This window comes from Deltaproteobacteria bacterium (assembly GCA_003696105.1).
GTDB lineage: Bacteria > Myxococcota_A > Polyangia > Haliangiales > J016 > J016.
Map to the genome: position 1 here is coordinate 1 of RFGE01000328.1, position 26,691 is coordinate 26,691.

A 26,691-nucleotide genomic window follows, 5' to 3' on the forward strand; every position below is an offset into this window, starting at 1 on the left:
ACATCGAGCTGACGCCGGCCGCCAAGGAGCTGGTCGCCGAGCGCGGCTACGATCCGGTCTACGGCGCGCGGCCGCTCAAGCGCAGCATCCAGAAGAACGCGATCGACCCGCTGGCCAACGAGCTGCTCACCGGCCGGTTCAAAGCGGGGGACCGCATCCTCGTCGATCGCGACGGTGATCGGCTCGTGTTCCGCATCGCAGAAAGGAAGGCCAGCGATACGGAGGCCGCATGACCGGTGAAACGCTCGATTTCGACCCGCGCGTGGATTACTACGCGGCGCTCGGCGTCGCGCCCAGCGCGAGCGACGCCGAGATCAAGCGCGCCTACCGCAAGCTGGCCAAGGAGTACCACCCGGATCGCACCGGTGGCGACAAGGCCAAGGAGCAGCGTTTCAAGGACGTCACGCGCGCCTACGAAGTGCTCGGCGACAAACAACGGCGCGCTCGTTACGACGCGATCCGCGCGGGCGGATTCGCCGGCGCCGGCGCGCAGGCCGGCGGAATCGGGTTCGACATCGGCGACCTGTTTGCGCAGATGTTCGGTTCCCGCGCCGGCGGCCGGTCCGCGCCGCGGGGCCAGGTTCGCTACGAGGTGTTCACCGGAGGCGACGGCCCGTCCGGCGGCGGCAGCCCGTTCGGCTCCTGGTTCGACCAGGACGTGCCGCGCCCGCGCGCGGCGCGGCCGAGCGGGCGCACCGTCCACAAGGTTCGCACGCCGACCGGCGCCTACGTCACCCTCAAGGGCGACGACGTGCACTCGGACGTGCGGATCGGCATCGACCAGGCGTTGCTCGGCGCCGTCGTCGAGGTGCCGACCCTCACCGGCACGGCCAAGCTCAAGATCCCGCCCGGCACCTCCAGTGGCACCAAGCTGCGGCTGCGCGGCAAGGGTCGCGGCGCCGGCGACCACTACGTGACCGTCCACATCGACGTTCCCAAAAAGAAACTCGACGGCGAGGGCCAACGCTTGCTCGCCGCCCTCATGAAGAAGCTCAGATGACATCCGCAATCGAAACTCCACTGCCGCTGTTGCCGCTGCGCCACGTCGTGCTGCTGCCCGGCGACGCGGTTCCCCTCGATGTCGGCAGCGCGCCCGCGCGCGCCGCGGTCGACACGGCCCTCGAGCGCGACGGGCGACTGCTGCTCGTGCCGCGCAGCGATCCGACCAGCGACGACGTGTCCAAGCAGGCGCTCGGCCGCATCGGCGTCGAGGCCGAGATCCTGCAAGCGACGCCGGTCGGGCGCGAGCGAACGATGGTGCTCGTGCGCGCGACCCGCCGGATGGCGCTCGGCGACCTCGCGCAGACCGAACCGTATCTCGCCGCGTTCGCCGAACCGGTCGCCGACACCGACGTACCGGCGCCGGAACCCGGCGGCCTCACCGCGCACATGACCGATCGCGTGCGCGAGCTGATTCAGACCGAAGGCGAAGACGTCGACCGCCTGCTCGCGCGGCTGGCAGAGATCGAGAATCCCGGCGAGCTGGCAGACTTCGCCGCGGGCCGGATCGAGCTGTCGCGCGACCAGCGCGTCGCGCTACTGGAACAGCCGAGCGTCACGGCGCGGCTCACGACGTTGCTGCCGCTCGTCGAGCGCCGGCTGGAGGTCCTGCGCCGCACGGCCGACATTCGCGCGGAGCTCGAGCAGGCGATGTCGCCGCAGGAGCGGGAGGCGCTGCTGCGGGCGCGCAAGCGCGCGATCGAGGAAGAACTCGGCGAGGTCGACGACGCCGACCCCGAGGTCGCCGAACTCGAGCAGCGGCTGGCCGCGTCGGCGCTGCCCGAGGAGGCGGCCGAGGCCGCGCGCCGCCAGCTGCGCCGCCTGCGCGACATGCCGATCGGCTCCCCCGAGTACGCGACCACCAAGACGTACGTCGAGCGGCTGCTGGCGCTGCCGTGGTCCGAGGAAACCGAGGACCAGGTCGACGTCGCGCGCGCGCGCCAGATCCTCGACGAGGATCACTACGGGCTCGACGACGTCAAACGCCGCGTGATCGAGTTCATCGCGGTGCGCAAGCTCGCGCCGGCGCGCTCGGGGCCGATCCTGTGCCTGGTCGGGCCGCCCGGCGTCGGCAAGACGTCGCTCGGGCGGTCGATCGCGCGCGCGCTGGGCCGCAACTACGTGCGCGTCGCGCTCGGCGGCGTACAAGACGAGGCCGAAATCCGCGGCCACCGCCGCACGTACGTCGGCGCGCTCCCCGGCCGGATCGTCGCCGCGCTCGAACGCGCCGGGTCGATGAACCCGGTCATGGTGCTCGACGAGATCGACAAGCTCGGCCAGGGCGTGCGCGGCGACCCGGCGGCCGCGCTGCTCGAGGTGCTCGACCCGGAGCAGAACGACGCCTTCGTCGATCACTACATCGAAGTGCCCGTGGACCTCTCCAAGGTCCTGTTCCTCGCGACCGCCAACCAGACCGACACGATCCCGGCGCCGCTGCGCGATCGCATGGAGGTGATCCACCTGCCCGGCTACACGGAGGCCGAAAAGTGCGAGATCGCCCGCCGCCACCTCGTGCCCCGGCAGCTCGCCGAGCACGGGCTGGACCCGGCCACCGTGACGATCGACGACGACGCGATCGTCGACATCATTCGCCACTACACCCGCGAAGCCGGCGTCCGCAACCTCGAGCGCGAAATCGGCGCCGTCGCGCGCCACGTCGCCGTGCGGGCGGCCAGCGATCCGGAGTTCGCGGGCGCGCACATTACGGCTTCGGACATTCCCGAGATCCTCGGACCGCCCCGGTTTTCGTCCGAGCTCGCGGTGGCGGCCGACGCGGTCGGCGTCGCGACCGGCCTGAGCTGGACGCCGGTCGGCGGCGAGATCCTGTTCGTGGAAGCGCGGCTCATGCCGGGCCGCGGCCGCCTGCGCGTCACCGGCCGGCTCGGCGACGTGATGGAGGAGAGCGTGCGCGCCGCGCACGCGTGGGTGCGCAGCCGCGCCGACCAGCTCGGCATCGACCCGGATCGGATCGCGACCAGCGACGTCCACGTCCACGTCCCAGCCGGCGCGGTCCGCAAGGACGGGCCGTCGGCGGGCGTCGCGATCGCGACGGCGCTGGTGTCGGCCTACACCAATACGCCGGTGCGGCACGACGTCGCGATGACCGGCGAGATCACGCTGCGCGGGCTGGTGTTGCCGGTCGGCGGCATCAAGGAGAAGGTGCTCGCCGCCCATCGCGCCGGCGTGCGCACGGTGGTGTTGCCGGAGCGAAACCGCAAGGACCTGCGCGACATCCCCGCCGACGTGCGCGACGCGCTCGACATCCGGTTCGCTCGGCGCATCGACGACGTCCTGGCGGTGGCCCTGCGCGGCTACGGCGGGCGCGCCAAGGGGCGCAGGCCCGCCGCGTCCGGCGCACCGCGCAACGAGAACGTGCCCGTCGCGCCGGTGATCGCGGCGTAGGGGTCGCACCGCCGCGGCGGAGGACCGGCGCCGGCCCCCGGGCCACTGCGGTGGCCGGCAACCGCGGTGGCCACGTTCGGCGGCCGCCACGCCAACTCCCCGGACGCACGCCGGAGATCGGATGGTACGGAACCTGCTTTCCGCTTCCGCGAGTCGGAGGTACGCCATGAACCCCTACCAGGAACACCGCAAGGCCTTGCGCCACTACTTCGAGTACTCGAACAGCGGCGTCGACGTGGTCGAAGACGGCCTCAAAGAGGTCCCGTTCGGCGAGTACCTGGTGGAGACCGGACGCCTTCGCCGCGATCAGCTCCTCGACGCGATGATGCTGCAGGATCGAAACCCGGGCGTCCGCCTGGGCGAATGCATCGCCGCCCTGGGCTACCTGCCCTACGAGGAGGTCGATCGCGTGTACGACGAGTACGCGCGACTGTCCGTCGTCGAGTGCTGACTCGGGCCGCCCGCGACGGCCGGCCGCACGCGCGGCGACGCCGGGCTCGGCCGCTGGCCGGCGGCGCCGCAGACCGTGATCCAGGTCCCTTTACACGGCGATCGCCGCGACCTACTGTAAGCGCTGGCGCGGCCGCACAAGCCGGCCGCATCTCGTTGCAAGGAGGTTGCGTATGCCCCTCACCAAGTGGACTCGACTGGGTTGGTTTTCGACGATCGCGTTTTCCCTGGCGCTGGCCGCGGGCGCATGCGGCGGCGGGGACGACGACGACGACACGACCGCCGACGCCGCGCCCGGAGCCGACGCCACGCCCGGCGCGGACGCGGCGACCCCGGATGCGGGCACGCCGGACGCCCGCACGTCGTACACGAACCTGGACGACCTGGCGCGCGACTACAGCGCCGTGCTGTGCGACAAGCTCGCCGAGTGCGTCCCGGTTTTCGACATTTTCGCGTCGCCGCTGGAATGCAGCAGCCTGTTCTACGGGCGCGAGCTGGCCGCCGCCATCGACCGCTGGCAGAAGGAGATCGACGCGGGCGAGCTGACCTTCGACGGCGACAAGGCGGCCGAATGCCTCGCTGCGCTGCGCGCGGCCGACTGCAGCCGCATCGACGTCGAAGACCTCGACCCGCGACAGCTGTCCCCCGCGTGCGGCGAGATGCTCACCGGCAATCGCGGCGACGGCGACGCGTGCACCGACTCGGTGTACTGCGCACCGCAGCTGTACTGCGACACGTCGTCCGCGTGCCCGGGCACCTGTGCGGCGCCGATCGCGGTCGGTGAGACCTGCGTGTCCGGCCAGCGGTGCGCAGCCGGCGCCGTGTGCTTCGTGCCGGAAAGCGGCGGCGACGGGACCTGCACGATGCCGGTCGGCGACGGCGAGGCGTGCGACGTCGAGACCGGCCCCCCGTGCGCACCGAGCAGCGAATGCGACACCGGCTCGGCGGGCGGCACCGCGGGTACGTGTGCCCCCCAGGTGAACATCCCGCTGACCGCTGACGACGGCGAGGCGTGCGGCCCGGCGTCCGGCGCGCTGTGCAAGCCGGGGTTGACCTGCGCGCTCGCGACCCCGTCTTCGGGGACGTGCCGGCCCGACGGGATCCAACAAGGCCAACAGTGCCCGCCGGCGCTACCGGACGCGTGCGCCCCCGGCCTGTACTGCGACGGCGCCGGCATCGATGAAACGACCGGGGCGCCCGTGTCCGGCACGTGCAAGCCGATCCCCGACGAGGGCAAGGCGTGCGCCGAGCCGCCCGCGTTGTTGCCCGACGGCCCGCACGAGGACGGCCTGTGCACGGCGGACACCTACTGCGATCGGACGGCGAGCCCGCCGACCTGCGTCGCACCGACGAAGGCCAACGGCGCCGCGTGTCTCGCCCACGGCGTGTGCGCCTCGGGCTACTGCGGCGACATCGGCTACGACTCCGACCCGCCGACGCCCGGGACCTGCCAGGACCCGGTCGATCTCTGCGACTGACGCCTGCGGCACCCGGAGGGCGGCCCGTCGCGCACCGCGGCGGGCCGCCCTTCCGTTTCGGCGCGGGACCCGCGCGTCACCGCATCGCGGCGATCACCGCGTCGGTGAAGCCCGCGGTGTCGGCCCGGCCACCCAGGTCGCGCGTCCGGTGGTCGTCCGACGCCAGTGCCGCCCGCACGCCGGCCCGCAGCCGCGCCGCGGCGTCGGCCTGGCCGATGTGGTCGAGCATCAGCGCCGCGGCGAGCATCAGCGCGGTCGGGTTGGCGATCCCCTTGCCCGCGATGTCGGGGGCGGTGCCGTGCACCGCCTCGAAGATCGCGACGCCGCCGTCGCCGATGTTCGCCGCCGGCGCCACCCCGAGCCCTCCGACGAGGCCCGCGGCCAGATCCGACAGGATGTCGCCGAACAGGTTGGTCGTGCAGATGACGTCGAACTGGCTCGGGTCGACGACCAGCTTCATCGCCGCCGCATCGACGATCACGTCGTTCGTGTCGATGTCGGGATACTGCGCGGCCACCTCCCGGGCGGTCTCGAGAAACAGCCCGTTGGACAGCTTGAGGATGTTCGCCTTGTGGACGAAGGTCACCCGCCTGCGCCCGTGCGCCCGGGCAAACTCGAGCGCGTAGCGCGCGATCCGCTCCGACCCGACGCGCGTGATGATGGCGATCGACTCCGCGGCCGTGCGCTGGCCGATGTAATGTTCGACGCCCGTGTACATCCCCTCGGTGTTTTCGCGGATGATGACGAGGTCGACCCCTTCGTAGCGGCTCGGCACGCCGGCAAGGGACTGCGCCGGCCGCACGTTGGCGTACAGGTCGAAGTGTTGGCGCAGCGCGACGTTGACCGAGCGGAAGCCGTGGCCGACCGGGGTGCCCAGCGGCCCCTTGACCGCGACGCCACAGTCGGCGATCGCGCGGATCGTCTCGGCCGGGAGCGGGTCGCCGACCTCGCCGACCGCCGCAAGGCCGGCCCTCGCCGGCCGCCAGGACACGCGCGCGCCGGCCGCGTCGACCGCCCGGCGCGTGGCCGCCGCGATCTCCGGCCCGATGCCGTCGCCTTCGATGAGAACGATCTGTCGCTGTTCCATGCTCGTGCTCCGCGTTGGCGCGCGACGTCCCGCAACCGCGACGCCGCGCCGGTCGAGACAGGATAGGTTCCCGCGGCCGCTGTGGAAAGCCGCGCGTGTGCGAGTTCGCCCGCGCGGCTACGTCTGGATGCGATAGTCGCGGATCTTGTTGTAGATGGACGCGCGGCTGATGCCGAGCAGCCGCGCGGCCTTCGTCGGCGAGCCGCCGGCGCGGCGCAGCGCGTCCGCGATCGCCTGGCGCTCGACCGCCCGCACCGTGTCGTCGACGATCGCCTTGAGCGGCCGCCCCGCGGCGGCGTCGACCTCCGGTGCGCCGACCGCGGTGCGTCCCGGGCCGCTCGCCGCGGTCAGACCCGCGGCGACGAGGTCGTCGGCGCGGATCTCGTCGCCGTCGCACAGGATCGCGGCCCGCGACAGCACGTTCTCCAGCTCGCGGATATTGCCCGGCCAGTGATACGCGGTGAGCCGGGCCATCGCGCCGGGCGAGATGCGCGTCGGATAGCGGCTCTCGTCGCCGGCGAACGCCTTGGCCGCGCCGCGCCGGCGCGCGAGGATGTGCGCCGCGAGCAGCGGGATGTCCTCGCGCCGCTCCCGCAGCGGCGGCACCTGAATCGGCACGACCGCGAGCCGCCAGTACAGGTCCTCGCGAAACTCGCCGCGCGCGACCATCGCCTTGAGGTCCTTGTTGGTCGCCGCGATCACGCGGACGTCGATCTGAACGAACTGATCGCCGCCCACCGGCTTGATCTCGCGCTCCTGCAGCACGCGCAGCAGCTTGTTTTGCACCGGCGGCGCGATGTCGCCGATCTCGTCGAGAAAGATCGTCCCCGTGTGCGCCTCGCGAAACAGCCCGCGGCGGGCCTTGCCGGCGCCGGTGAACGCTCCCTTTTCGTGGCCGAACAGCTCGGCCTCGAGCAGCGACGGGGACAGCGCCGAACAGTCGAACGCGACGAACGGCCGATCCGCGCGCGGCCCGATGCGCTGGATCGTGCGCGCCAAGAGTTCCTTGCCGGTGCCGCTTTCGCCGAGGATCAGCACCGTCGCGTCCGAGTGCGCCACGCGCTCGACCAGCGCGATGAGCTGCTTCATCGGCGGCGACTCGCCGATCACCTCCCCGAGCCCGCGCGCCCGGTCCACCTCCGACCGCAGCCGGCGCACCTCGCGCGCGAGGCTGCCGTGTTTGGCGGCGCGCTGGACGGCGGCGCGCAGTTCGCCGGCCGATACGGTCTTGCGCAGGTAGTCGAACGCCCCCTGGCGCATCGCGGTCACCGCGCCCTCGACGCTGGCCTGCGCGGTCATCAAGATGACGCTGAGGTCCGGCGCGAGCCGGCGGAATTTGCGCAGCAAGTCGAGGCCGTCGACGCCCGGCAGCGACTCGTCTGCCAGCACCACGTCGTACGGGGTGCGCTGGATCATGTCGAGCGCCTGCGCCGCGGACTCCGCCGCATCCACGTCGTACTCGGGGCCGAGCAGCGCGGCGACCAGCCGCGGGATTTGCGGCTCCCGGTCGACCACGAGCACACTGATTCCGGCCGTCACGCCGCGTTCTCCTCGGCCAACAGCGGCAGCGTCGCGGTCGCGCGCGTCCCGCGGCCCGGCGACGACTCGAACGTGAGCGCGCCGCCGTGCTGCTCGACGATGCGCTTGCAGATGCCGACTCCGAGCCCGGAACCGCGCGCGCCTCGCGTGGTGAAAAACGGCTCGCCGAGGCGGGCGAGGACATCGGCATCCATCCCCACGCCGTCGTCCGCGACCGTGACCAGCGCGACGCCGCGGGCCTCGTCCGCGTCGATTTCGACCGCGATCGTATCGCCCGGGTTCGTCGCGAGCGCCGCATTGCTCACCAGGTTGATCACGACCTGCGCCAGCTTCTGCCGGTCGGCCGTCACCAGCGGGCGCCGGCGGTAACGCCGCTCGATTCGGCGCTCGCGGACGTCGCGGTCGTAGCGCAGGATCGCGAGCGCTTCGTCGACGACGCCCGCGAGGTCCGACGGCTCCCGCGCCAGTTCGCGGCCGCCGCTCGGCTCTCGGCTCGCCGACACGAAATCGAGGATCTCGTCGACCATCGCGGCGAGCCGTTTTTGCGCCGTCGCGATCACGTCCGCGAACTCCGCCAACTCCGAGTCGTCCGCCACGCGGCTCTTGATCGCCTCGGCGTAGCCGACCAGCGCGAGCTGGGTGCCGATCTCGTGCGCGATGCCGCTGACGACCCGCCCGACGGCCGCGAACTGCTCCGCCTCGACGAGGCGCTCGGTCGCCGTCGTCGCCTCCCCGCGAGCCGCCTGGGCGCGCTGCCGCCACGTCGCAAGTTCGCGCCGCAGCTCGCGCATCTCGATGCCGGCGCGGATCTTCAGTTCGAGGTCGACGAGGTCGCACGGTTTGTTGACGACGCGCAGCGGCCCGACCGCGTCGAGCGCGACGCGCATCGCGTCGGCGTCGCCGTAGGTCGCCATGACCAGGCCGACGACGTCGTCGCCGCACCGCTCGCGCACCCGCGCGAGGGCGGTGAGCCCGTCGCAATCCGCGTTGCGGTAGTGCGCGACGACCACGTCGGGCGCGCGTTTGTCGATCGCCGCGAGCAGGTCGGCGCACGTCGCGAACGCCGCCACGGCGTACCCGGTCTGCGCCCGCAACGCCTCGGCGAGCCGGCGCAAGGCGAGCGGGTCGTCGTCGAGCAGGTGCACGAGCACGTCCGCCATCGCCCCGATAGCATGCCATCTACCCGCGTAGACGTCCACGAAAATGGACATGTGTCTACGTCGGCAGACAGCCGGACGGCAAGATACTTGATAAGCGGCTGAAAACCTGCGTCTCACGCGCTGGAATGGGGTTTGCTCCTGCATCCGGCCGGGTCCGACCGGATTTCGTATGCAGGAGCCCCCATGGCCAGACACCGCAGCGCGGCGCCGCCCGCCCGACCGGCCACGTTGACCGACCGCGAACGTCGCTACGTGTTCTCGGTCGCGATGAAATACATGAAGGACGAGGACGCGGCGGCGGACGTCACCCAGGACGCGCTGCTGCTCGCGCACCGCCACCGCGACAGCTTTCGCGGCGACGCGCGCTATTCCACGTGGCTGTACCGGGTGGCGGCGACCACCGCGCTGATGCACCTGCGCAAGCGCCGCCGCACCGCCCGCGAGATTCCCGTCGCCCCGCGCGCCGGCGCGGCCGCCGCCGCCAACGAACTCGACCAACCGGCCGGCGACTCGTCCCCCGAAGAGGTCGTCGCGGCGCGCGAGGCGATGGCGATCGTGGACCGGGCCCTGGCCGCGCTCGGCGACAAGTACCGGGACGTGTTCCGAATGCGCTTCGTGGAGGGCTACACCGAGTCGGAGATCGCGCGCCGGCTCGACCTGAACGTCGCCACCGTCAAGACCCGTGCCTTCCGCGCGCGGCTCGCGGTGCGGCGCGAACTCCAGCACCACTTCGCGCGCGCGGCATGACGCGCCACGTCAACGAAATCGAACACTTGGAAATCGCATCGGTTGCCGGCGTGCGGTGGCGTACACTATAAAGCGCCCATGCCGCCCGTGAAGAAACCCGCCGAGCGCACGTACCAGACCCTGTCGGGGATCCCGCTTCAGGGGGTGTACACGCCCGCCGACCTCGAAGCCCGCGGTTGGCGCTACGACGAGGCGCTCGGCGACCCGGGCGCGTTCCCGTACACGCGCGGGCCGCACGCGACGATGTACCGCGGCAAGCTGTGGACGATGCGCATGTTCGCCGGGTTCGGAACCCCGGAGGACACCAATCGGCGCTTCAAGTTCCTGCTCGAACAGGGCCAGACCGGGCTGTCGACCGCGTTCGACATGCCCACGCTGATGGGCTACGACCCGGACCACCCGCGCGCGCTCGGCGAGGTCGGCCGCGAGGGCGTGTCGGTCGCGTCGCTCGACGACATGGAGCGCCTGTTCGACGGCATTCCGCTCGATCAGGTGTCGACGTCGATGACCATCAACGCGCCCGCGTGCGTGCTGCTGGCGCTGTACATCGCCGTCGCCAAGAAGCAGGGCGTGTCGCCGGCGGCGCTGCGCGGCACGCTGCAAAACGACATGCTCAAGGAGTTCATCGCGCAGAAGGAGTGGATCTCGCCGCTGCGCGCGCACATGCGGATCATCCGCGACATGCTCGTGTTCTGCACCCGCGAGATGCCGAAGTGGAACACGATCTCGATCAGCGGCTACCACATCCGCGAGGCCGGCGCGACCGCGGTCCAGGAGCTCGCGTTCACGCTGGCCGACGGCATCGGCTACGTCCAGCTCGGCATCGACGCGGGCCTCGACGTCGACGATTTCGCGCCGCGGCTGTCGTTCTTCTTCGACGTGCACAACGACTTCTTCGAGGAGATCGCCAAGTTTCGCGCCGCCCGCCGCATCTGGGCCAAGGTGATGCGCGACCGGTTCGGCGCCAAGAACCCGCGGTCGTGGCTGTTGCGGACGCACGCGCAAACCGCCGGCGTGTCGCTGATGGCACAGCAGCCGCTCAACAACGTCGTGCGCACCACGCTGCAGGCGCTCGCGGCGGTGCTCGGCGGCACGCAGTCGCTGCACACGAACTCGTACGACGAAACCTATGCGCTGCCGACCGAGGAGGCCGCCACCTTGGCGCTGCGCACGCAGCAAATCATCGCCGAGGAGAGCAACGTGCCCGCCGTCGCCGATCCGCTGGGCGGCTCGTACTTCGTCGAGACGCTCACCGATCAGATCGAAGCCGAGGCGATGAAGTACATCGCCAAGATCGACGAGATGGGCGGCATCGTCAAAGCGGTGGAAGAAGGCTATCCGCAGCGGGAGATCGCCCGGTCGGCGTACGAGTTCCAGCGCCAGGTCGACTCCGGCGAGCGGGTCATCGTCGGCGTCAACAAGTACGTCACCACCGAGGGCGACAACATCCCGACGCTCAAGATCGACCTCGAGCCGGAGCGGAATCAGATCGCCCGCGTCCAGGCGGTGCGCGCGCGCCGCGACGCCGCCGCGGTGGATCGCGCGCTGGCGAACGTGCGCGCGGCCGTGCGCGACGACGCGCAAAACGTCATGCCGCCCATCATCGAGGCCGTCGAGGCGTACGCGACGCTCGGCGAGATCTGCGCCATCTTCCGCGAAGAGTTCGGCGAGCACACCGACCCGGCGTACCTGTAACCCGCGCTCGTCGCCGGCCCAGCCGGCGCCGCGCCGTGACGGCGCGCGCCTCGCACGATCGCCGCGCGCGCCGGCCGGTGTATAGTCGCCGCGCGGATGCAGCGGATCGTGGTCGATGCGATGGGGGGCGATCACGCGCCCGAGCAGGTGGTCAAGGGGGCGGCGGCCGCGTCGCTCGCGCTGCCGAACGTCGAGATCATCCTCGTCGGCGACGCGCGCCAGGTCGGCGCGCTGCTGAGCAACGAGCGGCACGACGGCGCCCGCGTGCGCGTCCACCACGCCCCCGCCGCGATCCACATGGACGAAAAGCCGTCCGAGGCCATCGCCGCCAAGCCGAATGCATCCGTCCTCGTCGCCGCCGACCTCGTCGCGAACGGAGACGGCGACGCCCTCGTGTCGGCGGGCAACACCGGCGCGTGCGTGCTCGCGTGCGCCCGGAAATGGCAGCGCATTCACGGCGTGCGGCGCACCGCGCTGGCGGCGGTCTACCCGACCGAACTGCGCCGCGGCGCCAAGGACGACCCGTTCTCGCTGCTGTTGGACGTCGGCGCTACCGTCGATGCCGACGCCGACGACCTGGTCGCGTTCGCTCTGATGGGCGCCGCCTACGCCTCGGTGATCTCGTACAATCCGCGGCCGCGTGTGGCGCTGTTGTCCAACGGCACGGAGGCCGGCAAGGGGCCGGCGTCGGTCGTCGCCGCGCACCAGATTCTGCTCGCGCACACCGGCCTCAACTTCATCGGCAACATCGAGGGCATCGACATTCCCCGAGGCGTCGCCGACGTCGTCGTGTGTTCCGGCTACGTCGGCAACGTCGTCATCAAGATGCTCGAGGGCGTGTCCCAGACCGTGATGAACCTCGCCCGCTACGCCTACAAGGAGAAGCTGCTGTGGCGGGCCGCGCTCGCGATGCTGTCGGGTGGCATCCAGCGACTCAAGGACATCACCGACTGGGAGCAGTACGGCGGCGCGCCGCTTTTGGGCTTCGACCACCTGTGCATCAAGGCGCACGGGCGGTCGAAACAGCGCGCGATCACCAACGCGATCAAGGTGGCTTCCAAGGCGCTGTCAGCGGACCTGTGCACGCAGATCGCCGACGGCATGCGCGACCTCGATCGCAGTCGCCACGCGGCCCAGTCGCACGCGTGATGAGTGCGCCGCCCCGCCACGTCTTTCGCTGGGACCTCGACAAGACCTACCTGTATTCCGAGTTCGAGCGGATTCGAGATCTGGTCAAGAGCGCGCTCGAGCGGCCGCAGGACAAACGCGCCTATCCGGGCGCGGCCGCGCTGTTGCGCGCCCTGCGCCACGTTCCCGGCAACCGCATCTGCATCGTGAGCGGCTCGCCCGAGCAGATGCGGAAGGTCCTGCAGGCGAAGCTGCGCCTCGACGGCGTCGAATACGACGAGTTCGTGCTCAAGGACAATCTGCGCAACCTGCTGCGCGGCCGCCTGCGGGCGCTGCGCGCCCAGATCCCCTACAAACTGCCCGCGCTGCTGCGCAGCCGGGTCGCGACGTCCGGCACGCCGCTCGAGACGCTGTTCGGCGACGACTCGGAGAGCGACGCGATCGTCTACAGCCTGTACGCGGACCTGCTCGCCGGGCGCGTGCACGACGACGAGCTGCCGCGCATCCTCGCGGCGGCGGGCGCGTACGACGACGAAATCGCGGAGACCGTGGCGCTCGCCCGGCGCCTGCGCCACCACCCCTCCGTCCAGCGGATTCTCATCCACCTCGACCAGAAGTCGCCCACCGCGCGGTTTTCTCGCTACGGGCGGCGGCTCGTTCCGATCTACAACTACTTTCAGGCCGCGCTCGTACTGTACGCCGACGGCGTGTTGACCGCGCGGCAGGTGCTGTTCGTCGGCACCGACATGGTCGAGCACGGCGGGTTCGAACTCGGCGCGCTGGCCAACTCGCTGCAGGATTTGGTCATCCGCGGCCGCCTCCACCGCGACGTCGCCAACCGGCTCGCCGCCGAGTGCGCCGAGGCGGCGGCGGCCGGCGCGCTGGCCGGACACGACGGGCTGCCGCCGTTCGACGTCATCGCCGAGGCGTTCCGTGCGCGGGTGCGCGTGCTCGGCGACGCGCCCCCGCTGGACTGGCCGGATGCCACCGGCCGCGTCGACTACGTCGCGGCCATCGCGGCCGAGCACCCGCATCGCCACCGGTGACGCTGCCGCCGGGGATTGCCCGACGCACCGCCTGCGCGGTGTCGAACGCGGCCGACCGCACGAAAGCAGCTTGACCGCCCCGGCGGCGCGTGCGCGGTGCGGAACGTCGCGGGGGACGTCGCATTCGAACTCAGATGGGACGACACCGGCGCCGACCTCGACTTCTTCGTGTTCGACGCGACCGGGGCCCCCGTGACCGACGGGTTCACGCTGAGCAATCCCGAGCGCACGGCCCTCCAGGCGGCCGAAGGCGACGACTACATCCAGGTCGACAACTTCGACGACGCCGGCGGATCGGGTACGGCCACCGCGGCGGCGGCGTACACGCTTCGCACGTTCACGCCGGAGTGCATCTGGTCGGCGGCCTGCACGACGCCCGGCTCGCCGGTGTGCTCGCCCGAGTTCACCTGCACGGCCGGCTACGACGAGTGCACGGACGACGACGCGGCTGAAAACGACGACGACGGCGCCGGACTCGCCCCCGCCGTCGATCCGCCGGTCGACGGCGCCCCGCTGGAACTCGAGCGCGCGATCTGCAGCAGCCCGGCGGCGTCCGACGCCGACGGGACGTCGCTCGAGCAGGATTGGTTCCGAGTGACGCGGGGCGACAGCGAACAACTGTCGGCCACGTTGACCTGGTCCGACATGACGGCCGACCTCGACATGGGCCTGTTCGATGCCACCGGGTCCGCGGTCGCGGTCGCCGCCACCGAGGACCAGAACCCCGAGACGTTCTCGGCCGCGCCCGGGGCCGGCACGTACTACCTCCTGGTCATGCGGTACGCGCCGACCGGAGCGGCCGCGGCGACCCCCTACACCCTGTCGCTGCAGCGGGCGGCCGCGGCGCCGTAGTCGGCCTCGCCATGCGGCGCGCGGCCGACCCCGCGCCGGCATCCCCGCGACACGACACGCCCCCCGCGGGCTCGCATCCACATTTTTTCCACAGCCGGCGACACGCGCGGGCAAGACTGCTAAGCTCGGTCTGATCGAAGGCGCAAATGCAGATATAATCTAGTAATTTCAAAAGGGTACACAGTGGTCGCGGACGCTATCAGACTCCCCGGGTACACTGAACAAAAGGTCAGTGAAGGGGACCATATGCGTATCGCCTGTGTATATCTGCCGAGTTACCCGCTCCAGGTGCTGATGCGGCGCGCGCCGCACCTGACGCGTGCTCCGGCTGCGGTGTCCGACACGTCGGCGGTCGGAGCGCGGCTGGCGCTGTCGTGCGTGTCGCGCGCGGCGTGGGAGGCGGGAGTTCGCCCGGGCATGACGCCGCAGCACGCGCGGCGGATCGCCGGTGACCTCGTCATCGAGCCCGCCGATCCGGCCGCCGAGCGCGGCGTGGTCGAGGCACTCGCCGACGCGCTGCTCACGGTCGCGCCCGCGGTGGACGTCGGCGCGGACGGCACGCGCGCGACACACAAGGCGCTGTTCGTCGCCGTCCCGAGCGGCGCGCGCGGTTCGACCTTCGGCGACCGCCTGCTCCAGGTGGTCAACCGCCAGGGGCTGCGCGCGCGGATCGGCATCGCGGACGACCGGTTCACGGCGTGGGCGGCGGCGGCCGTGGTGCGCCGCACCTCCGACCCGGCGAACGCGGATCTCGACGCGCAATCGCCGGTGTTCGCGCAAACCGTGACCAGCGTGCCGCGCGGGGGCGCGGCGGCCTTCCTGGCCCCTCTGCCGATGGCGCTGCTGCCGCTGGACGACGACGTCCGCCGGATGCTCGTGGCGCTGCGCGTGCGCACCATCGGCGACTTCGCGGCGCTGCCGCCGCCGACGGTCGCGCGCCGCACGACCGCAGCGGGCGTCGACGTTCACGCGCTCGCGCGCGGAGCGGGTCCGGCCGTGCTGCGCCGGTACGAGCCGTCGACCCGCGTGACCGAGCGCCTGGACCTGGGCGGTCCGCATGCGGCGACGGGCGCCGAGCTCGCGCCGGTGTTGTATCCGCTGGCCGACCGCGTGTGCGAGCGACTGCGCGGGCGCCGGCGCGCCGCATCCGGCTTGCGCGTGATCCTGCGCGGCGCGGCCAGCCGCACGGTGATCACCGTCGCCCTGCCCACCCCGACCGCGAGCGCCCGCGCCTTGACCGATGCGCTCCGCCCGCGGGTAGACGCCGCGCGCGTGCAGCACGCGGTCGACCGGGTGGTCGTCGAGGTCGTCGCCGATGCCGAACCGTCGGCCGCGGAACTCGACCTGTTCGCGCCGCGGCCTCATCGCCGCACGCGCCGGGGCAAGCGCGACCGGCGCCGTACGCGCCAACAAGCGCTGCCGCTCGCCGGCAGCTGACCGGCGGACCGCGCACCGGCGCGGGCGCCCGGCGCTAGGAGGCTGTTGCGTATAGGCGCGCCAGCGAGGTGGCGAGATGCGAGGCGAGGTTCGGCGCACGCCCGTAGCGCACGAGGGCGCGTATCAACATACGGTACCGAAGGGCGCGAGGACGTACGCCGAAGATCGCCCGCCGATCGCGACCGCAGCCAGCGGCTATGCGCAACAGCCGACTAAATGAGGAATCACGTGTCACGCACGGAGGATCGCGAGCCACATCGCGTCGACGGAAAGGCGGAGCGACGAAGGAAGGGTGGACCCCCTTTCGAGGAGCTCCAACGCCGCCGGCGGCGTGAGGGGGCCGCGAGGACCGTACGGGATGCGTGATTCCTCATTTAGGGACCGCGCTCGTCGTCCAGGTCGACGATCGTCCGGTACAGCGCATCGCGCGACACGCCGCGGTCCAACAGGGCTCTGGCCTCGGCTCGCTTCTGGTCGATGAGCGTGCGGAACACGCCGATGGGCTGGGCCCCGTCGACCCGCTGGCCGTTGACGAACGACGTGGGAGTGCCGGTGATGCCGAGCGCCTGCGCCGCCGCCACGTCGGCGGCCACGGCTGCGGCGAACTCGTGGCGGTCGAGTGCCGCACGGAACCGGCGGACATCGAGGCCGATCTGCTTCGCGTAGGCGACGAGCGCGTCGCGGTCCAGGTCGCCGCCCGAAAACAGTCGGTCGTGATACGCCCAGAACTTGCCCTGCGCCGCCGCCGCCATCGACGCCTCGTGCGCGAGTTGGGCCTGCGCATGCATCCGCAGCGGCATGTGGCGAAACACGATGCGCAGGTCGTCGCCGTACTCGCGCGCGAGCTGATCGATCACTTGGGCGTGGCGGGCGCAAAACGGACACTGAAAGTCCTCGAACACCACGAGGGTCACGAGCGCGTTCGGATTGCCGCGAACGAGGCCGTTCGATCCGATGCCGACCGGCCACGCGCTGCGCCCGCGCTCGCGGCCGCTCGCCGTGAGCGCCTCGTAAATCCGATCGCGCGGAGCGCCGTCCTGGATCGCCCAGCGGGCGCGCTTGATCTCGTCGTCGACGAGGCGGATGAACGTGCCGAGATCGGCCGCCCCCGCCACCGGCCGGCCGTTGACGAAGAACATGGGCGTACTGCCGAGACCGAGCCGCTCGGCCAGCGCGTTCTCCTCGAGCAAGGTTGCGAGCGCCGCGGGGCGCCGCTCGCGCATCTGGGCGCGCCATCGCGCCATGTCCAGCCCGATGTCGCGAGCAAACCGGTCGAGTTGTTCGACGGTGAAATCCGTGTCCTCGGCGGCAAACAGCCGATCGTGCATCGCCCAAAACTCGCCCTGCTCGCCCGCGGCGAGCGCGGCGAGCGACGCGAGCAACGACGCCTCGCCGAAGATGACGTAGTTTTTGTACACGAACCGGATCTGGCCCGGGTACAGCGCCAGCAGCTGCCGGATGATCGGGTGCGCGTGGCGGCACGCGCCACAGCGGAAGTCGGAGAACTCGACGATCGTGACGGGCGCGTCGGCGGGCCCGCGCGAGGCGGAGCGGCCGATCGGCACCCGGTAGACGTCATCGGGACGGAAGACGCGCTGCTGCGCGCCGGCGGAGCGCAAGCCGGCGACGAACGCAGCAGCGGCGGCGAATGCAAGCACGGCGCGGCGCACCATGGCGACACGCTAGCACGCTCGCGCGGCGTTTGCCGCGGCCGAACGTCGCGGCCCCGACCCGTGGCGGCCCCGGTCGGGGCCGATCGCCGCCGCGCCTCGCCCGGCCACCGCCCGCCCGATCCGCCCCCGGCCGCCAGTCGATCGCGGTAGGATGCGCGCGCTATGGCGAACCGGTCGGCCGAGGACTATCGCACCCAGATCGACGCGTTCGTCGCGCGGTTCGGCGACGAACGCGACCTCCAGCTCGACCCACTCGACGCCGACGGCGTCACTCGCGTCCAGCGCGGCTCCGCGGTCGTATGGATCCACTGCCTGGCCGAGCAGGGCGTCCTGCTGCTGTTGTCGCGCGTGATGAAGGTGCCGTCCTCCCGCCGCGAAGACCTGTACCGGCGACTGCTCGAGCTGTCGTTCGTCGCGACGGGAGACGCCGCGTTCGCGATCGACGCCAACACCGACGCGGTCTACGTGCGCGCGCTGCGCCCGCTCGACGGGCTCGATTACGAGGAATTCGAGACCCTGGTGCACACGGTCGCCAGCGTCGCCGACGAGTGGGACGACAAGCTGGCCGCCGAGTTCGGCGAGCCGCCCGCCTGACCTCCGCGATGAAACCGATGACGACCCGCAGCCCGGCCGAGACCGCCGACGTCGCGGAGCATCTCGGGCGCGTGGCGGCCCCCGGTACGGTCGTCGGCCTCGTCGGCGACCTCGGAGCGGGCAAGACCCTGTTCGTTCAGGGTCTCGCGCGTGGGCTCGGCGTGCCGGCGGACGTACGGGTAGTGAGCCCCACGTTCACGCTCATAAACGAATACGGCGGCGGACGCCTGCCGCTGTATCACGCGGACCTGTACCGGCTCGAACGCCGCGACGAAGTCGACGACATCGGCCTCGACGAGGTCGTGCGCGGCGACGGCGTGGTGGCCATCGAGTGGGCCGACCGGTTCGACGTGCTCGGCGCCGATGCGCTGATCGTGCGCCTTCGTACCACCGGCGCCACCGAGCGAGTGATCGAAGTGGACGCGACCGGACCGGCGGCCCGCGCGGTGGCCGATGCGTGGGCCGACGCGCTCGCGGCGGCATGGATCGAGCGCGCATGACGATCGGCGGGTGCCGCCGTCCCGCCCGCTGGGCCGCGGTCGCCGCGGGCATCGCGGCCGCGAGTTGTCACGGCGAACGGCCTGCGCCCTCCCCTCGCCCGCTGCCGGCGGTCGATGCCTTGCCGTCGCGCCATCGCGTCGAGCCCGAGTCGCCGCGGATCGCCAACTACCGGATCGACGCGCGCTACGATGCGGTGGCGCACACGATCGACGGCCGCATGGACCTGACGTGGCGCAACGCGGGAGCGTCGCCCGTCGACCGGTTGCCGTTTCACCTGTACATGAACGCCTTCGCAGCGCGCGACACGGTGTTCATGCGCGAGTCTCACGGCGCGCACCGCGACGCGCGGGCGGACTGGAGTCACCCCGGCTGGATCGAAGTCGACGCGATCGCGATCGACGGCGGAGACGACGTGCGCGACCGGGCGGTGTTCCCGGCCGAGGACCGCACGGTCCTCGAGGTGCCACTTGCCGCTGCGATTCCCCCGGGCGGCGCGGTCACGGTCGCGATGTCGTTCCGAGTGCAACTTCCGCGCGCGGTCGCGCGCACCGGGTTCGAGGGCGACTTCGCCATGGTCGGCCAATGGTTTCCCAAGATCGGCGTCCGCACCGGCCCGCCGGGCGACGAGCGCTGGCACTGCGAGCCGTTTCACGCCAACAGCGAGTTCTTTGCCGACTTCGGCGTCTACGACGTGTCGCTGCGCGTTCCCGCCACCCATGTGGTCGCCGCGTCCGGCGTGCTGCTGGACGCGGTCGACCACGGCGACGGCACGCGCACGCTGCGTTACCGGGCCGAGGACGTCCACGACTTCGCCTGGGCCATCGACCCCTACTTCGAGTTCGTCGAGGGCACGGTGACCACCGAACGCGGTCCGGTGCGCGTGCGCGTCTACCACCGACCCGACCAACGCGCATTCGCGCAGCGCCACCTGCGCGCCGCGATCGGTGCGATCGACGCATACAGCGCCCTGTTCGTGCCCTACCCGTGGACCACGATGACCGTGGTCGATCCGCCGCCGGATGCGGCCGACGCCACCGGCGGCATGGAGTATCCGACGCTGGTGACGACCGCAGGCGATGGACCGGCCGCAGACCTCGGTCTCGTCCCCGAATTCGTGACGGTCCACGAGGTCGGTCACAACTGGTTCCAAGGCATTCTCGCGAGCAACGAGGTCGACGAGGCGTGGCTCGACGAGGGCGTCAACCAGTACACCAACGGGCTCGCGATCGAGCGGATCTACGGCAGCCGCCCGGCGATCGACGCCTTCGGCGTGCGCCTGAACTACCGGCAACTCACGTGGCTGCAGGCCGGATGGTTCCCGGCGCCGATCGCACAGCCGAGCTATCGCTACCCGCTGGCGAGCTGGTACGGCGACGCGACCTACGTGCGCACGGCGCTGGCGTTGCAGACCCTCGAGCGCGTCCTCGGGCGCGACCGCGTCGTCGCGGCTCTCGCCGACTACGCGCGCGAGTGGGCATTCCGCCATCCGACCGGCGACGACCTGTTCGCCGCGCTGGAGCGCCACGCCGGCCCCGACCACGCCGCGTTCGTCCGCGAATTCGTCGATGCCGCGTTCCGCCGCGGGGGCGCCGCCGACCTGCGCGTGGAGCACTTCGCCTGCGAGCGCGACACGTGCGACGTCGTCGTCGCCAACCGCGGCGACGTCGCGGTACCGTGCTCGATCTCGATCGAGTTTGCCGACGGCACGTCGTCCCGCGTCGACGACTGGGATGGCCGATCGACGCTGGATCTGCACATCGATCGCGGCGACGCAGTCCGGGTCGATGTCGATCCGGACGGACGCGTCGCGCTCGACCGGTCCGGCCCCGCGCGGTCGAAAACCCGCGGCGCCGACCGCGCGGCCGCACGCGCGGCGGGCGCGCGCGCGCAGTTCTGGACGCAGACCGTGCTGGGGGTGGTCGGCCTGTGAGACAGCTCGCCGCGTTGATCGCCGGCGGCGCGCGCGACGTCGCGCGCATCTGGCGCGTCGTCGCGGCGCTGTACGCCGTGCAGGTCGCCGCCGCCTGCGCGATCGGGTTCGCGACAGCGATGGTCGTCGCCCACACGGCTGGCGTGTACCCGGCGGTCGCCGCCGCGGCCCGCGGCGACGCCTATGCCGCGCTGCAGGTCGCGCGTACCGTCGGCCCGGCGCTCGCCGGCGTGGTGTGGGCGGCCGTCGGCGTCGCCGCGCTGTATCTGGCCGCTTCCTGGTTCGCGATCGGCGGGCTGATCTGCGCGCTGGCCGGTCGCGACGCCGCCGGCGCCGCGGCGCGGTTCGGCACCGGCGGCGCGCGTGCGTTCGGCCCCCTCGCGCGCCTGTGGCTGTGGTCGCTCGTACCGTACGCGGTGGCGGCGGCCGCGATCGCGGCCGGTGCGATCCCGCCGCTGGTCGAGCCGTCCGCGCAGCCGCTGGCGGCGATCGTGTTGCGCGCCGCGCTCCGCGCGCTGCCCGGCGCGGCCGCGTGGCTCATCGTGCGCGCCGCGGCCGATGCCGCGCGCGTTCGCCTGGCGCTCGCACCGACGACCGCGGCGTGGCGCGCGCTGGCCGGAGGGTTCGCCGCGGTGATCCGCCGCCCCGTCGCGATCGCGCATCTATTGTTGATGCAACTGGTCGGCGCGGCTGCGCTGGTCGCCTACATCGCGGCCACCGGCGGCACGTCCTGGACGGCTGCCGGCGGTGCAATCGCGCTCTTCGCGGCGCGCCAGGCGGTGAGCGCGCTGAGGTTCGCCGCGCGCGCGACCACGCTCGCCGGCCAACTGCGGCTCTTCGGTCATTGATCGCGGCGCCCGGCAAACTCCGGCACCCTGTGCGGCCGGCTACATCGCGGTGCGGCGGGTGATCCATAATGGCATCATGATCAGCACGCCTGGTTCGATCGCACGGATTGCGCTCCTCGCGGCCGCGGTGACCGTGTCGGCCGCGTCCACGACCGTCAAACAGCAGCGCGCCGCGCTCGTTCCGCACCAGCAGCCGGTACAGCGCTCCGGCCAGCCGATTGGCGACAACCGCGCCGAAGTTGCGCTCGGCACGTCCACCCTGTCGGTGCTCACCAAACCCGAGATCGCCGAAGGAGCCAATGCCGGCCTTTACATCCCGCGGGTTCACGCGAGCGGCGCGGTCCGGTTCCGCGCGACACCGCGCTTCGACATCGGCCTGTTATGGGACCACGGGCTCAAGGCCGGCGCCCTGTCGATTCAGGACGGCCAGCCGCCGCTCGACGAGATCGACGGCGACGTCTACGGTGGCGGCTTGACCATGCAGTACGCGGCCGACGTCGGGGTGTCGAACTTCTCGCTCGGCCTCGGTTTCGACTTGCTGTTCTACTCGGTTCCTTACGTCGAATACTCGACCTATCTGGACGTCGACGGCCGGCCGGTGTTCACCGACATCGACCACGAGCGCGACACCGTGCCGGTGTTTGCTTTCGGCGTGGTCCCGAGTTGGAAGTTGAGCCCCCGCCTCACCGTGTTCGGCGGCGTCACCGCCCGCAACCACCCCACCATCAAACGGCTCGAAAACGAAAACGTGCTCGACGAGAGCAGCGACGACGTGGAGGGCGGGCCGCTCAACTTCGTCGCCAACGCCGGCGTCGAGTTCACATTCGGCAACGGGCTTCGCGCGATGCTTCACATGTTCCAGCCGATGAACGCCGACCCGGTCCGGTACGGCCCGACGTTCGGCGCCGCGGTGGCGATCCCGCTCGCGCGCGATTCGAAGCCGGCGGCCGCTCGTTAGTCGACCTGGAGCGGCCGCATCGCACGGCGTCCTCCGAACCGAACCGGTCGTTTCATTCCGCCTGCGGATCGACCAATACGCCCGGGTTGAGCACGCCCGCCGGATCGACCGCTCGCTTGGCGGCACGCAGCGCCAGCCCGAACGGCTCGGGGCGCTCGCGGTCGTACCACGGGCGGTGCAGCCGGCCGACCGCGTGGTGGTGCGTGATGGTACCGCCGTGCCGCAGGACGGCCTCGGCGGCCGCCGCGCGCAGGTCCCACCACTGATCCGCCTCGGCGCCCGCGCGCCCGGGCGCGACGAACGTGAAATACGGCGCGGCGCCGTCCGGGTAGACGTGCGTGATGCGGCACGTCACGACGCCGCCGCCGCACACACGGTGCAGCGCATCGCGCAGTTCTTTGATCACACCGTCGCACAGCGCGTCGAACCGGTCCCACGTACACGCCGTCTCGAACGTGTCCCCGATGAGTCCGACGCTCACGAGCACGTTGATGAGATAGGGCATGTCGACGAACGCGCGTCGCCACGCGGCCCCCGCCGATGCGTCCACGCGGTCGCCGCCGGCGGCCGACACCGGACCGTCCTCGCACCGCCCGCCAGCCGACCGCCCCAGTTCGAGCGCTCGCGCCATCGCGTCGTCCACCGGATGGTCAGCCGACTCGAACGCGAGCAACAGCAACGCCCGGCCGCCGGTCGGGATCCGGTTGAGCGCCGCCTCCCGCCCGTCGAGCACCCGGCAGTTGGCCGGAAATAGCTCAGCCTGCGTGATCGCGCGCGCGGCGGCTGCGGCATCGGCGAACCGCTCGAACGTCACCGTGGCCTTCGACCGCCACCGCGGGCGCGGTCGCACGCGCACCCATGCTTCGGTGATCACGCCAAGCGTCCCCTCGGACCCGAGCGCCAACCGATCCGGGTTGGGGCCGGCGCCCGACGCCGGCAGCCGCCGACTGTGCCACGTGCCGCGCGGCGTGATCATGCGCACCGACTCGACCAGGTCGTCGATGTGCGTGTGCTGCGTCGCGAAGTGGCCTCCCGCGCGAGTCGCGATCCACCCGCCGAGCGTAGACAGCTCGAACGACTGCGGAAAGAAGCGCAGCGTCATTCCGCGCTCGGCGAGTTGGCGCTCGAGTACCGGTCCGCTGGCGCCCGCCTGAATGCGGGCGGCGCGCGATGCCGCGTCGACCTCCAGCACGCGATCGAGCCGGCCGACGTCGAGCGACACCGCGGCCGCGTAGCCGTCGCCTACCGCCGCCTCGATCCCGCCGACGACGCTCGTCCCGCCGCCGTACGGGATGACTGCGACGCGCGCGTCAGCGGCCCAATCGAGCACCGCAGCGATGTCGGCTTCGTCGCGCGGCGTCACGACCCAGTCCGGCGCGGCGCGGAAGTCGCGGTGAAACCCCCGCCACACGTCGCGATAGTTGCGCCCGTAACAGTGGCACGCGCGATCGTATGGGCGAGCGCTGAACCGATCCGCCAACGCGGCAGGCGGAGCGACCCGCGGCGGCGCGAGTTCGACCTCATCGAGAGCCGGCGGCTCTTGCATGCGCAGGTCCGCGCCGCCGATGAACGCTGCGGCCAGCTGCCCGATCGACCGCCGCGTTGCCTCATCCGGGAATCGCTCCTCCCATCCCCACCCCCAGAAGTTCTTGCGGACGCGCTCGGTCGCCATCGTCTGTCTCCTCGTTGCGCGGCGGCCGCCCGGTGCGGCCGCGGTCAGCGTACCGCAGGCCACTTGCGGTTGAGCCCGGCGCGATGCCGGTCGCGAACGGGCGCTACCAGGCGCTTCGCCCCCACCGGATCGCGCTCGCGCGTGGCGCGCGGCAACGGATGCGCGGCGAACGGCGGTGCGACGCCGTTGTCGACCCGATAGAGCGCGCCGGACGGCTTCGAGTCGCGGGTGTCGCCGTGCGCCTTCCGCGAGCCGCGGACACCGATCGCTCATTTGCGCGCCGACACGACGAGTGCGGCGTGCCGGCACGCCGGCGTTCCGTCGGCGCGTATGCCCGCGCGCTCCGCGCGTCGCCGTCACCGGCGGCGCAACGCGGTATGCAGCGCGCGTCGTGCGAGGTCGTGATCGGGCTGAATCGCGAGCACCTCGCGCAGCAGTGGGATGGCGCGGTCGGCGAGGCCGACCTTGGCATACGCAATCGCCTCGGCGAACAACGCGGCCGCCTGCCGTGCGGACGGATCCGGCGGTCGCCGCTCGGTGCCGCGCGCGAGCGGCCGCGCGGCGCGGGGCGCGACGCGCAAAGGCGCGACCTCGACGCCCGCCGCCCGCGGCGCCGGGCCGTTCGCGCCCGCCTCTCGTTGCGCCGAGGCGACAGGCGCCGCCCGGCGCGCCCGGGCGAGCGCAGCGCGCAGGTCGGGGTGGTCCTGCGACTCCGCCGCCAGCGGTTCGAGCACGTGCAGCGCGCGCTTTGGCTGGCCCGCGCGCAGATAGAGGTCGGCGAGCGCGACCGCGTGCTCGATCGCTTCGGCCATTCGGCCGGCGCCGGCGCACGCGGCGATGAGCCGCTCGCGCACGCGCGGCTCGTTCGGCGCGATCGCGGCGACGCGGCGCAGCGCGACGACCGCATCGCGCGGGCGACCACGTGCACACAGCGCATCCGCTGCCCGCACCAGGTGGCGCGCCGCGTCGGCGTGGTGGCCCAGTTCGGCGTGGACGTCGGCGACTTCGATCCGCGCATCCGGATCGTCGGGCGCGATGCGGACCGCCTGCTCGAGGGCGGCGACGGCGCGCGCCGCGAACCCGCGGGCGCGAAACAGCGCGGCCGCCCGCCGATAGGCTACCGCCGCGTCCGCCGACCGGTTCGAGCGCCGGTACAGGTCGGCCAGCTTGATCCAGGTCGACGCATCGTTGGGATCCCGCTCGACGACCGAACGGTATAGCGCGATCGCGGCGCGCAACTGGCCTCGCGCCGCGCGTGCGCCGGCAGCCGCGAGTATCTTGGTGCGGTCGAACGCCATGGCAGGTTCCACTATGCGCCATCGCCGCCGAAACTGCGATGCCGATTTAGTTGCAGAAGCATCTGCGCATTCAGCGACATCGGCCCTGCGACCGCGACATGTCCATACACGGGGCGGCGCACAACATCGCAACCTGGCGCGTGTACGAAAAAATGCGCCGCGGTCGCCGCGTAAGCTCGGTTGCCTCCGCTCGCGTGTGAGTGCGTCGCGAAAAAATTGTTCGGCGGCAGTGCGGCGCGTAGGCCGGCATACGCGCCGGCGGCCGCCTATCCGCCGTCGAGGTGCTCCAGCGCCGCTCGCGCCTCGGCGTGGTCCGGTCGGTCTGCCAGGATCGCGCGCAGCATGCGGGCCGCGCCGCCGCGATCGCCGGCGCGCAAGCGCGCCATCGCCTGTGCGAACATCGCAGCGGTGCGCGTGTCGACGGACGGCGGTGCACCGCGCGGTTCGGTCCCGCGCGCCAACGCTCCCGTTCCCCCATCGCCGCCGGAGAGGCGCGCGCGCTCGGCGCGCACCATCGCCACCTTGTCGGCGCGCCCGGCGGCGGCGAACGCCTGCGCGAGCTTGTCGAGCACGTCGACCCGGGTCGGCTCCGCCTCGTACGCGGGGCGCAGCACGTGGACCGCACGCAGTGCGTCCCCGACGCGCATGTACCAGTCGGCGGCGGCGAGTCGATGAGCGCGCGCCGCGTCGCGGTCTCCCGCAGCCGCCGCCAGTTCGGCGGCCCGGCGCAACAAGCCGACATCGACCGGCTCGATCGCGGCGGCCCCTCCGACCGCGCGCGCCGCACCCGCCGCGTCGCCGCGCACCTCGAACCGCTCCGCGGCGCGCACGAACGCATCGCGCGCGTCCGCCGTGTGGCCCAGGCGCAGGTGCAGTTCCGCGACGGCCGCGTGCGTGTCGGGATCGCCGTCGTCGATTCGGAGCGCCTGGCGGTAGGCTGCAAGCGCCCGCGCGGCGAAGCCGAGCCCCGCGTAGGCGCGACCCGCGCGCCGGTATGCGCCCGCGGCGGCGTCCGCGTCGCCGGAGCGGCGATACAGGTCACCGAGCGCAAGCCAGCCGCGGGCGTCGTCGGGCGCCGACGCGACCGCTCGCTCGTACAGATCGGTGGCGCGGCGGAGCCGGCCACGGCGGGCCTCGGCGCGGGCTTTGTCGATGAGCTTCGTGCGGTCGTCGGGCATCGGGTCGGGGGAGCGTCC

The 26,691-nt window shown here is 72.1% G+C and carries 24 protein-coding genes and 1 pseudogene; 17 read left to right on the forward strand and 8 right to left on the reverse strand.

What is annotated here, in order from left to right; translation table 11 throughout:
- The 5 genes from D6689_20430 to D6689_20450 all read left to right on the forward strand — a co-directional run.
- Positions 1-233: hypothetical protein (locus D6689_20430; protein ID RMH37873.1), on the forward strand; the 233-nt coding region annotated here is incomplete at its 5' end.
- On the forward strand, positions 230-1,000 hold the full coding sequence (locus D6689_20435; protein RMH37874.1) for a J domain-containing protein: 771 nt from the start codon (positions 230-232) through the stop codon (positions 998-1,000). The genes D6689_20430 and D6689_20435, both read left to right, overlap by 4 nt.
- Complete coding sequence (gene lon / locus D6689_20440) at positions 997-3,402, forward strand: endopeptidase La (protein RMH37875.1); 2,406 nt, start codon at positions 997-999, stop codon at positions 3,400-3,402. The genes D6689_20435 and lon overlap by 4 nt, the downstream gene beginning before the upstream one ends.
- A gap of 166 nt (positions 3,403-3,568) precedes the next feature.
- Positions 3,569-3,853: a hypothetical protein gene (locus D6689_20445; protein RMH37876.1), complete on the forward strand. Its 285-nt coding sequence runs from the start codon at positions 3,569-3,571 to the stop codon at positions 3,851-3,853.
- A 172-nt stretch (positions 3,854-4,025) separates the two neighbouring features.
- Positions 4,026-5,330, forward strand: coding sequence for a hypothetical protein (locus D6689_20450; protein RMH37877.1), 1,305 nt, complete (start codon positions 4,026-4,028; stop codon positions 5,328-5,330).
- A gap of 76 nt (positions 5,331-5,406) precedes the next feature.
- Here D6689_20450 and D6689_20455 read toward each other — a convergent pair whose 3' ends face one another.
- Both D6689_20455 and D6689_20460 read right to left on the reverse strand, forming a co-directional pair.
- Positions 5,407-6,417 (reverse strand): NAD-dependent isocitrate dehydrogenase, encoded by a 1,011-nt coding sequence (locus D6689_20455; GenBank protein RMH37878.1) that lies wholly within the window; start codon positions 6,415-6,417, stop codon positions 5,407-5,409.
- A gap of 117 nt (positions 6,418-6,534) precedes the next feature.
- Complete coding sequence (locus D6689_20460) at positions 6,535-7,086, reverse strand: sigma-54-dependent Fis family transcriptional regulator (GenBank protein ID RMH37906.1); 552 nt, start codon at positions 7,084-7,086, stop codon at positions 6,535-6,537.
- Positions 7,087-7,192: 106 nt separating this feature from the next.
- Here D6689_20460 and D6689_20465 point away from each other — a divergent pair, with 106 nt between their 5' ends.
- Positions 7,193-7,657 carry a hypothetical protein gene (locus tag D6689_20465; protein RMH37879.1) on the forward strand — a complete coding sequence of 155 codons (465 nt, stop codon included), beginning with the start codon at positions 7,193-7,195 and terminating at the stop codon, positions 7,655-7,657.
- On the opposite strand, the pseudogene D6689_20470 reads toward D6689_20465, so the two are convergent.
- Positions 7,609-8,067: pseudogene (locus tag D6689_20470) on the reverse strand (response regulator). The gene D6689_20465 and the pseudogene D6689_20470 sit on opposite strands and share 49 nt — an antisense overlap.
- Positions 7,953-9,260, reverse strand: a complete 1,308-nt coding sequence (locus D6689_20475) for a hybrid sensor histidine kinase/response regulator (protein ID RMH37880.1) — start codon at positions 9,258-9,260, stop codon at positions 7,953-7,955. The pseudogene D6689_20470 and the gene D6689_20475 overlap by 115 nt, the downstream one beginning before the upstream one ends.
- Positions 9,261-9,299: 39 nt before the next feature.
- On the opposite strand from D6689_20475, the gene D6689_20480 reads away from it, so the two are divergent.
- The 6 genes from D6689_20480 to D6689_20505 all read left to right on the forward strand — a co-directional run bounded on the left by D6689_20480 (position 9,300) and on the right by D6689_20505 (position 16,021).
- Positions 9,300-9,863 (forward strand): sigma-70 family RNA polymerase sigma factor, encoded by a 564-nt coding sequence (locus D6689_20480; protein ID RMH37881.1) that lies wholly within the window; start codon positions 9,300-9,302, stop codon positions 9,861-9,863.
- Between the two features lie 78 nt (positions 9,864-9,941).
- Positions 9,942-11,558 (forward strand): methylmalonyl-CoA mutase, encoded by a 1,617-nt coding sequence (locus D6689_20485; protein RMH37882.1) that lies wholly within the window; start codon positions 9,942-9,944, stop codon positions 11,556-11,558.
- 96 nt (positions 11,559-11,654) lie between these two features.
- On the forward strand, positions 11,655-12,707 hold the full coding sequence (gene plsX, locus D6689_20490; GenBank protein RMH37883.1) for a phosphate acyltransferase PlsX: 1,053 nt from the start codon (positions 11,655-11,657) through the stop codon (positions 12,705-12,707).
- Positions 12,707-13,732, forward strand: coding sequence for a hypothetical protein (locus D6689_20495; protein RMH37884.1), 1,026 nt, complete (start codon positions 12,707-12,709; stop codon positions 13,730-13,732). Before plsX ends, D6689_20495 begins: the two co-directional genes overlap by 1 nt.
- A gap of 96 nt (positions 13,733-13,828) precedes the next feature.
- Positions 13,829-14,584, forward strand: a complete 756-nt coding sequence (locus D6689_20500; GenBank protein ID RMH37885.1) for a hypothetical protein — start codon at positions 13,829-13,831, stop codon at positions 14,582-14,584.
- 246 nt (positions 14,585-14,830) lie between these two features.
- Positions 14,831-16,021 carry a hypothetical protein gene (locus tag D6689_20505; protein RMH37886.1) on the forward strand — a complete coding sequence of 397 codons (1,191 nt, stop codon included), beginning with the start codon at positions 14,831-14,833 and terminating at the stop codon, positions 16,019-16,021.
- Positions 16,022-16,395: 374 nt separating this feature from the next.
- On the opposite strand, the gene D6689_20510 is transcribed toward D6689_20505, so the two are convergent.
- Positions 16,396-17,694, reverse strand: coding sequence for a thioredoxin (locus tag D6689_20510; protein ID RMH37887.1), 1,299 nt, complete (start codon positions 17,692-17,694; stop codon positions 16,396-16,398).
- A 162-nt stretch (positions 17,695-17,856) separates the two neighbouring features.
- Between D6689_20510 and D6689_20515 the strand changes: the two genes are divergently transcribed.
- The 5 genes from D6689_20515 to D6689_20535 all read left to right on the forward strand — a co-directional run bounded on the left by D6689_20515 (position 17,857) and on the right by D6689_20535 (position 22,525).
- On the forward strand, positions 17,857-18,288 hold the full coding sequence (locus D6689_20515) for a Tir chaperone family protein (protein ID RMH37888.1): 432 nt from the start codon (positions 17,857-17,859) through the stop codon (positions 18,286-18,288).
- A 17-nt stretch (positions 18,289-18,305) separates the two neighbouring features.
- Complete coding sequence (gene tsaE, locus D6689_20520; GenBank protein ID RMH37889.1) at positions 18,306-18,788, forward strand: tRNA (adenosine(37)-N6)-threonylcarbamoyltransferase complex ATPase subunit type 1 TsaE; 483 nt, start codon at positions 18,306-18,308, stop codon at positions 18,786-18,788.
- The gene (locus D6689_20525) at positions 18,746-20,719 is read left to right on the forward strand and encodes a M1 family peptidase (GenBank protein ID RMH37890.1); all 1,974 of its coding nucleotides are present in this window, start codon (positions 18,746-18,748) and stop codon (positions 20,717-20,719) included. Before tsaE ends, D6689_20525 begins: the two co-directional genes overlap by 43 nt.
- Entirely contained in the window at positions 20,716-21,567 is an 852-nt protein-coding gene (locus D6689_20530) for a hypothetical protein (GenBank protein RMH37891.1), read from the forward strand. Before D6689_20525 ends, D6689_20530 begins: the two co-directional genes overlap by 4 nt.
- A 76-nt stretch (positions 21,568-21,643) precedes the next feature.
- Positions 21,644-22,525, forward strand: coding sequence for a hypothetical protein (locus tag D6689_20535; GenBank protein ID RMH37892.1), 882 nt, complete (start codon positions 21,644-21,646; stop codon positions 22,523-22,525).
- Positions 22,526-22,577: 52 nt separating this feature from the next.
- Here the strand turns inward: D6689_20535 and D6689_20540 are convergent, their stop codons facing one another.
- From D6689_20540 to D6689_20550, 3 genes are all read right to left on the reverse strand, one after another.
- A complete protein-coding gene (locus D6689_20540) occupies positions 22,578-24,197 on the reverse strand; it encodes an FAD-binding oxidoreductase (GenBank protein RMH37893.1) in 1,620 nt (539 codons plus the stop codon).
- A 356-nt stretch (positions 24,198-24,553) separates the two neighbouring features.
- On the reverse strand, positions 24,554-25,495 hold the full coding sequence (locus tag D6689_20545) for a tetratricopeptide repeat protein (protein ID RMH37894.1): 942 nt from the start codon (positions 25,493-25,495) through the stop codon (positions 24,554-24,556).
- A gap of 266 nt (positions 25,496-25,761) precedes the next feature.
- Positions 25,762-26,673 carry a tetratricopeptide repeat protein gene (locus D6689_20550; protein RMH37895.1) on the reverse strand — a complete coding sequence of 304 codons (912 nt, stop codon included), beginning with the start codon at positions 26,671-26,673 and terminating at the stop codon, positions 25,762-25,764.
- Positions 26,674-26,691: the final 18 nt, after the last annotated feature.

Excerpts from the sequence above, each read along its gene's own strand:
- D6689_20435 (RMH37874.1), top strand. The coding sequence starts at position 230 with ATGACCGGTGAAACGCTCGATTTCGACCCGCGCGTGGATTACTACGCG.
- lon (RMH37875.1), top strand. The coding sequence starts at position 997 with ATGACATCCGCAATCGAAACTCCACTGCCGCTGTTGCCGCTGCGCCAC.
- D6689_20445 (RMH37876.1), top strand. The coding sequence starts at position 3,569 with ATGAACCCCTACCAGGAACACCGCAAGGCCTTGCGCCACTACTTCGAG.
- D6689_20450 (RMH37877.1), top strand. The coding sequence starts at position 4,026 with ATGCCCCTCACCAAGTGGACTCGACTGGGTTGGTTTTCGACGATCGCG.
- D6689_20455 (RMH37878.1), bottom strand. The coding sequence starts at position 6,417 with ATGGAACAGCGACAGATCGTTCTCATCGAAGGCGACGGCATCGGGCCG.
- D6689_20460 (RMH37906.1), bottom strand. The coding sequence starts at position 7,086 with ATGGTCGCGCGCGGCGAGTTTCGCGAGGACCTGTACTGGCGGCTCGCG.
- D6689_20475 (RMH37880.1), bottom strand. The coding sequence starts at position 9,260 with ATGCAGGAGCAAACCCCATTCCAGCGCGTGAGACGCAGGTTTTCAGCC.
- D6689_20480 (RMH37881.1), top strand. The coding sequence starts at position 9,300 with ATGGCCAGACACCGCAGCGCGGCGCCGCCCGCCCGACCGGCCACGTTG.
- D6689_20485 (RMH37882.1), top strand. The coding sequence starts at position 9,942 with ATGCCGCCCGTGAAGAAACCCGCCGAGCGCACGTACCAGACCCTGTCG.
- plsX (RMH37883.1), top strand. The coding sequence starts at position 11,655 with ATGCAGCGGATCGTGGTCGATGCGATGGGGGGCGATCACGCGCCCGAG.
- D6689_20495 (RMH37884.1), top strand. The coding sequence starts at position 12,707 with ATGAGTGCGCCGCCCCGCCACGTCTTTCGCTGGGACCTCGACAAGACC.
- D6689_20505 (RMH37886.1), top strand. The coding sequence starts at position 14,831 with ATGCGTATCGCCTGTGTATATCTGCCGAGTTACCCGCTCCAGGTGCTG.
- D6689_20510 (RMH37887.1), bottom strand. The coding sequence starts at position 17,694 with ATGGTGCGCCGCGCCGTGCTTGCATTCGCCGCCGCTGCTGCGTTCGTC.
- D6689_20515 (RMH37888.1), top strand. The coding sequence starts at position 17,857 with ATGGCGAACCGGTCGGCCGAGGACTATCGCACCCAGATCGACGCGTTC.
- tsaE (RMH37889.1), top strand. The coding sequence starts at position 18,306 with ATGACGACCCGCAGCCCGGCCGAGACCGCCGACGTCGCGGAGCATCTC.
- D6689_20535 (RMH37892.1), top strand. The coding sequence starts at position 21,644 with ATGATCAGCACGCCTGGTTCGATCGCACGGATTGCGCTCCTCGCGGCC.
- D6689_20540 (RMH37893.1), bottom strand. The coding sequence starts at position 24,197 with ATGGCGACCGAGCGCGTCCGCAAGAACTTCTGGGGGTGGGGATGGGAG.
- D6689_20545 (RMH37894.1), bottom strand. The coding sequence starts at position 25,495 with ATGGCGTTCGACCGCACCAAGATACTCGCGGCTGCCGGCGCACGCGCG.
- D6689_20550 (RMH37895.1), bottom strand. The coding sequence starts at position 26,673 with ATGCCCGACGACCGCACGAAGCTCATCGACAAAGCCCGCGCCGAGGCC.